Genomic DNA, 6,000 nt, shown 5'->3' on the forward strand with positions numbered 1-6,000 from the left:
CATGGGGTGCAACGGGGGAGGTTTCGCATGTCTGTCGACCGTGCGCAAGAACGGGTCGGGGAGAGTGCCGCGGAGAGGTCCGGGGAGCTGACCGAGCAGGCCGGCGGCGACGCGGCGACGGTCGTCGCGGCCGCGGCGGCCCTGAACTACTACCCGGTCGCGCCGGGTGTCGAGCTCAACGTCCGCAGCGGACCCGGCACCGGCTACGGCATCGTCCGCACGCTGAGCGCGGGCGCCCAGGTGCCGATCTACTGCCAGACCCCGGGTACGACGGTGTCCGGCTACTACGGCACCTCGAACATCTGGGACAACATAGGCACCGGCCAGTACGTCTCGGACACCTATGTGAAGACGGGCAGCGACGGTTATGTGACCGGCCGCTGCGGCTGATCCCCGACGGAGCCCGCGGGCACCCCGGAGCGATAATCGACGCGTGAGCGACGACAACGGCACTCCGGGCACCGCCGCGGGCTCCGCAGGGCCCCGCCCCGAGCCCCTGCGCTTCTTCGGCACCACCTGGGTGGATCACGACAACGGCTACGCGGCCCGCCGTGCCGGCGTCGGCGTCGGCTCCCTCGCCGCGGCCGCCGCCTCCTGCTTCGTGCTCCGCTTCGCCTACCAGGGACTCCAGATCGCCGGCTCGGGCGCCTTCGTGGAACTCCTGGTCGTGGTGATGTTCGCGGTGTGCAGCGCGCTCGCCTTCCGCCACACCTGGGACGGCTTCCGCAAGCGGCCCGACCCCGACCGCCAGGCCTCCCTGCGCGGCCTGCTCGCCATCGGATTCATCGGCTCCCTCCTCGCCTACTTCTTCCGCTCGCTCGTCGAGGCCCCCGGCGAGAAACTGCACCGCCAGGAGTACGAGCAGGCCCGCGAGCAGCACCAACGCCGGGTCACCCGCCGCTCGGGCAACCCCTCGAGGAAGCGCCGCCGCTCCTGACCGCAGGGGGCGCGGTCCGCGAACCGGTCCACGCCGCCGAAGCCCCCTGTCCCGGACCGGTCGTGCGGTCCGAGGATGGCCGTATGACCGCATCCCGGATACCCGCCCACGCGGACCGAGCCCACTCCTTCAACGCCGCGGCCGCCCAGTACGCGGCGAACCGCCCCTCCTACCCACCATCCCTCTTCGACGCGCTGGAGGAACTCGCCGGCCGCCCCCTCGCCGGCGCCCGCGTCGTGGACATCGGTGCCGGTACCGGCATCTCGACCGCCCGGCTGCACGAGTGCGGCGCCGATGTGCTGGCCGTGGAGCCGGGCGAGGGCATGGCGGCCCAGTTCCGCCGCGGCCTCCCGGACATCCCCGTCGTGCGGGGCAACGGCAACGCCCTTCCCCTCGCCGACTCCTGCGCCGACTTCCTCACCTACGCCCAGGCCTGGCACTGGACCGACCCGGCTCGGTCGGTCCCCGAGGCCCTGCGCGTCCTGCGTCCGGGCGGAGCCCTGGCGCTGTGGTGGAACACGGAGCCCGACGACGTCGAGTGGATCGCGGAGGAGAGCGAACGCGTCCGTCGCTTCTTCGGCGTCGACGCCCGGGCCGAGAAGACGGCGGCCGCCGACCGCCTGAAGGCGGATCCGAGCGGACGCCTCAGCTTCACCCGCCGCGACGTCCGCTGGAGCCGCCGGGTCCCGGTCGACACCCACCTCGCCAACCTCGGCAGCCACTCGGCCTTCCTGATCTGCCCCGAGGAACGCAGGACCGCCTTCTTCGCCGAAGCGCGTGACCATCTGCTGCGGACCTTCCCGGACGGCATCGTCGAGGAGACCTACGACCTGTTCCTCCTCGTCGCCACCACACCCTGACGCGGCTCATCCACTCACCCCACTTGACGGCGTCCCTTCCGACGCGCATTAATCATCGCATGATGAATATTTCTTCGGAGCCGCCACCCGGCCCCGGAACGGACGCCGTCCGAGCCGAAGCCCTCACCGTCGTCCGAGGCCCCCGCACCGTCCTGCGGGGCCTCGGCTTCACCGTCCCGCGTGGCCGCATCACCGGCCTCCTCGGCCCCTCCGGCTGCGGCAAGTCCACCCTCATGCGCGCCATCGCCGGCACCCAGGCCAAGGTCGACGGCACCCTGGAGATCCTCGGCCTGCCCGCCGGCCACGCCACCCTGCGCAGCCGCATCGGCTACGTCACCCAAGCCCCCTCCGTCTACGACGACCTGACCGTCCGCCAGAACCTCGAATACTTCGCAGCGATCCTCGACCCCGGCCGCACGGCGGCCGAACGCCGCCGGGACAACGTCGGCCGGGCCATCGCCGACGTCGACCTCACCGGCCACGCCGACGCCCTCGCCGGCAACCTCTCCGGCGGCCAGCGCAGCCGCGTCTCCCTCGCGGTCGCCCTCCTCGGCACCCCCGAACTGCTGGTCCTCGACGAACCGACCGTCGGCCTGGACCCCGTGCTGCGCCGCGACCTGTGGAACCTCTTCCACGACATCGCCACCACCCGGGGCGCCACCCTCCTCGTCTCCTCCCACGTCATGGACGAGGCCGAGCGCTGCCACCACCTCCTGCTCATGCGCGAGGGCCGCATCCTCGCCGACGACACCCCCGAAGCACTCCGGACCCGAACCGGCACCGAGACCGTCGAGGCGGCCTTCCTGCACCTGGTCGACGAGGCGGCCGCGGCCGGCCGCGCCAAGGAGACAGCACGATGAGCACGACCACCGCACCCCGCCCCCGCGCCCTGAGCGCCGCCCGCACCACCGCCACCGCGGCCCGGGTCCTGCGCCAGCTCCGCCACGACCCGCGCACCATCGCACTGATGCTGCTGGTCCCCTGCGTGATGCTGCTCCTGCTGCGCTACGTCTTCGACGGCAGCCCGCGCACCTTCGACGACATCGGCGCCTCGCTCCTCGGCATCTTCCCGCTGATCACCATGTTCCTGGTGACCTCGATCGCCACCCTGCGCGAACGCACCTCCGGCACCCTCGAACGCCTCCTCGCCATGCCGCTGGGCAAGGGCGACCTCATCGCCGGTTACGCGCTCGCCTTCGGCGCCCTCGCGATCATCCAGTCCGCGCTGGCCACGGGACTGGCCGTCTGGCTCCTCGGCCTCGACGTCACCGGCTCACCCTGGCTGCTCCTGCTGGTCGCCCTTCTCGACGCCCTGCTCGGCACCGCCCTCGGCCTCTTCGTCTCCGCCTTCGCCGCCTCCGAGTTCCAGGCGGTCCAGTTCATGCCGGCGGTGATCTTCCCCCAGCTCCTCCTCTGCGGCCTGTTCACGCCCCGGTCCGACATGCACCCCGCCCTGGAGGCCGTCTCCGACGTCCTCCCGATGTCCTACGCGGTCGACGCCATGAACGAGGTCCTGCGCCACACCGACGTGACGACGGCCTTCGTACGCGACGCGCTGATCGTCGCGGGCTGCGCCCTGCTCGTCCTCGGCCTGGGAGCGGCCACCCTCAGGCGGCGCACCCCCTAGGGACCGGAGGGTGTCCCGCCAACCGGACAGTCGGCCCCTGCCCCGGACCACCGGTGCGAGGATGAACCCCATGAGCCAGAAAGTCGCAGTTCTCGGCACCGGAAAGATCGGCGAAGCCCTGCTCAGCGGAATGATCCGGGGTGGCTGGACACCCGCCGACCTGCTGGTCACCGCCCGCCGTCCGGAACGGGCCGAAGAACTCCGCGCCCGCCACGGAGTCACCCCGGTCACCAACACGGAAGCGGCGAAGAGCGCCGACACCCTGATCCTCACCGTCAAGCCCCAGGACATGGGCACCCTCCTCGACGAACTCGCGCCGCACGTCCCCGCCGACCGCCTGGTCATCAGCGGCGCCGCGGGCATCCCCACCTCCTTCTTCGAGGAGCGCCTGGCCTCCGGCACCCCGGTCGTGCGTGTCATGACGAACACCCCCGCCCTCGTCGACGAGGCCATGTCCGTCATCTCCGCCGGCACCCACGCCTCCGCCGAACACCTCGCCCACGCCGAGGAGATCTTCGGCGCCGTGGGCAAGACGCTCCGCGTCCCGGAGTCCCAGCAGGACGCGTGCACAGCCCTGTCCGGCTCGGGCCCGGCCTACTTCTTCTACCTGGTCGAGGCCATGACCGACGCCGGCATCCTCCTCGGCCTTCCCCGCGACAAGGCCCACGAGCTGATCGTCCAGTCCGCGATCGGCGCCGCGGTGATGCTGCGCGACAGCGGGGAGCCCCCCGTGAAGCTCCGTGAGAACGTCACCTCGCCGGCCGGCACGACGATCAACGCCATCCGCGAACTGGAGAACCACGGCGTGCGCGCCGCGCTCATCGCCGCGCTGGAAGCCGCCCGCGACCGCAGCCGCGAGCTGGCCTCCGGCAACAACTGACTCCGGCGACGGGCGGCCGACGAAGGCCGCCCGCCCCGCCGCCCGCACTCAGGCGGGCAGCAACCCGATGGCCCGGTACGCCGCGTCCACCCTCGACCGCGCCATCTCCCTGGCCTTCTCCGCGCCCGCCCGCAACACCCCTTCCACGTGGGCGGGATCCGCGCACAGCTCCCTGTGCCTCGCCCGTACCGGCCTGAGGAGTTCGACCACGGCCTCCGCGGTGTCCTTCTTCAACGCGCCGTACGACTCGTACACACCGCCCAGGGCCTCCGGGTTCCCGCCCTGGCAGGCGGCCAGGATCTCCAGCAGGTTGGCGACGCCGGGACGCTCCTGCGGGTCGTAGACGACGTCCCGTCCGCTGTCGGTCACCGCCCGCATGACCTTCTTCTCCACGACCTCCGGCTCGTCGAGCAGATAGACGATGCCCGGTCCCGAGTCGTCCGACTTCCCCATCTTCGACGACGGGTCCTGCAGGTTCATCACCCTCGCCGCCACCTTCGGAGACGTCGCCCTCGGCACCACGAACGTGTGCCCGTACCGCTGGTTGAACCGCACCGCCAGATCACGGGTCAGCTCCACGTGCTGCGTCTGGTCGTCACCGACCGGCACCTCGTCCGTTCCGTACGCCAGGATGTCCGCCGCCATCAGCACCGGATACGTCAGCAGCGACAGCCGCACGCTCCCGCCCCGCTGCTGCTCGCGTGCGGCCTTCTCCTTGTACTGGATCATCCGCCGCATCTCGCCGTCCGTGGCCACGCACTCCAGCAGGTACGAAAGCCGGGCGTGCTCGTCCACATGGCTCTGTACGAACAGGGTGCACAGTTCCGGATCGAGCCCCGCCGCCAGCAGCAGCGTCGCCGCCTGCCTGCTGAGTCTGCGCACCCGCGCCGGGTCGTGGTCCACGGTCAGCGCGTGCAGGTCGACGACGCAGAACAGCGCCTGGGACCGGTGCTGGTCCACCTCGGCCCAGCGCCGCATGGCGCCCAGGTAGTTCCCCAGCGTCAGGTGTCCCGTCGGCTTGATCCCGCTGAAGACCCGAGTCCTCTCCACACTCCACCTCCTGGTCGAGGCCGCCGTCCCCGGCCGGCCGGCCCCCGGAGCCCTGGAGGGAGATACGAGAACGGCCGCCGAGGCGGCGGCCGTGGGATGCATACGTGAGTACGGCCGCCTGTCAGGCGGCCCACCACAGTTGGGTGCACGTACGCGTAGTCATGGCCCCAGGATACGACTCCGGGGGGCCGTCCGTCCGTGAGTTGACACACCTCGCCGGGCTACGTAGTGTTCTCCGGGTTGTCCGACGTGAGAGCCGACTCCGGTCGGTCCCCGGACAGCCTTTCCCAGGTACCACCCTTTGATCGACGACAGTCGTACTGTCTGTTGTCGTGTCATCGGTGTGCGTATTCATGGAATGAGGATTCCGCGCCCGAAAGGACGCGGCCCCCGATTCGCACGGGAGCAGGGAATCCGCTAAAGTCTCACTCGTCGGAACGGCCCAACAGCCGCAAAGACAAACCCCGCTGACTGGGAGTCAGGTCGAGAAAAGATCTGATAGAGTCGGAACCGCCGGAAAGGGAAACGCGAGAGCGGGAACCTGGAAAGCGCCGAGGAAATCGGATCGGAAAAAGATCTGATAGAGTCGGAAACACCGAAGGGAAGCGCCCGGAGGAAAGCCCGAGAGGGTGAGTACAAAGGAAGC

Annotated in this window: 7 protein-coding genes; 6 read left to right on the forward strand and 1 reads right to left on the reverse strand. The window is 70.7% G+C overall.

All coding sequences use genetic code 11. The features are described from left to right. Nucleotides 1-27 precede the first annotated feature (27 nt). From ACIOWN_RS20905 to proC, 6 genes are all read left to right on the forward strand, one after another. Nucleotides 28-390 (forward strand): SH3 domain-containing protein, encoded by a 363-nt coding sequence (locus ACIOWN_RS20905; RefSeq protein WP_362350319.1) that lies wholly within the window; start codon nucleotides 28-30, stop codon nucleotides 388-390. A gap of 43 nt (nucleotides 391-433) precedes the next feature. Beyond that, a complete protein-coding gene (locus ACIOWN_RS20910) occupies nucleotides 434-937 on the forward strand; it encodes an EamA/RhaT family transporter (RefSeq protein ID WP_362350322.1) in 504 nt (167 codons plus the stop codon). Nucleotides 938-1,020: 83 nt separating this feature from the next. Then, nucleotides 1,021-1,797: a class I SAM-dependent methyltransferase gene (locus ACIOWN_RS20915; RefSeq protein ID WP_362350324.1), complete on the forward strand. Its 777-nt coding sequence runs from the start codon at nucleotides 1,021-1,023 to the stop codon at nucleotides 1,795-1,797. A 59-nt stretch (nucleotides 1,798-1,856) separates the two neighbouring features. Further along, the gene (locus ACIOWN_RS20920; RefSeq protein WP_362350327.1) at nucleotides 1,857-2,657 is read left to right on the forward strand and encodes an ABC transporter ATP-binding protein; all 801 of its coding nucleotides are present in this window, start codon (nucleotides 1,857-1,859) and stop codon (nucleotides 2,655-2,657) included. Continuing rightward, complete coding sequence (locus ACIOWN_RS20925) at nucleotides 2,654-3,424, forward strand: ABC transporter permease (protein WP_362350330.1); 771 nt, start codon at nucleotides 2,654-2,656, stop codon at nucleotides 3,422-3,424. The genes ACIOWN_RS20920 and ACIOWN_RS20925 overlap by 4 nt, the downstream gene beginning before the upstream one ends. A gap of 70 nt (nucleotides 3,425-3,494) precedes the next feature. After that, nucleotides 3,495-4,304 (forward strand): pyrroline-5-carboxylate reductase, encoded by an 810-nt coding sequence (gene proC / locus ACIOWN_RS20930; RefSeq protein ID WP_326803520.1) that lies wholly within the window; start codon nucleotides 3,495-3,497, stop codon nucleotides 4,302-4,304. Nucleotides 4,305-4,352: 48 nt separating this feature from the next. Here proC and trpS read toward each other — a convergent pair whose 3' ends face one another. Further along, nucleotides 4,353-5,354, reverse strand: a complete 1,002-nt coding sequence (gene trpS / locus ACIOWN_RS20935; protein ID WP_401983080.1) for a tryptophan--tRNA ligase — start codon at nucleotides 5,352-5,354, stop codon at nucleotides 4,353-4,355. Nucleotides 5,355-6,000 lie beyond the last annotated feature (646 nt).

Origin of the sequence: Streptomyces sp. NPDC087787 (genome assembly GCF_044743035.1) — a bacterium.
GTDB lineage: Bacteria > Actinomycetota > Actinomycetes > Streptomycetales > Streptomycetaceae > Streptomyces.

Bases quoted from the DNA above. Each gene is read 5' to 3' on its own strand.
- ACIOWN_RS20905 (WP_362350319.1), top strand. From the start codon at position 28: ATGTCTGTCGACCGTGCGCAAGAACGGGTCGGGGAGAGTGCCGCGGAG.
- ACIOWN_RS20915 (WP_362350324.1), top strand. From the start codon at position 1,021: ATGACCGCATCCCGGATACCCGCCCACGCGGACCGAGCCCACTCCTTC.
- ACIOWN_RS20920 (WP_362350327.1), top strand. From the start codon at position 1,857: ATGATGAATATTTCTTCGGAGCCGCCACCCGGCCCCGGAACGGACGCC.
- ACIOWN_RS20925 (WP_362350330.1), top strand. From the start codon at position 2,654: ATGAGCACGACCACCGCACCCCGCCCCCGCGCCCTGAGCGCCGCCCGC.
- proC (WP_326803520.1), top strand. From the start codon at position 3,495: ATGAGCCAGAAAGTCGCAGTTCTCGGCACCGGAAAGATCGGCGAAGCC.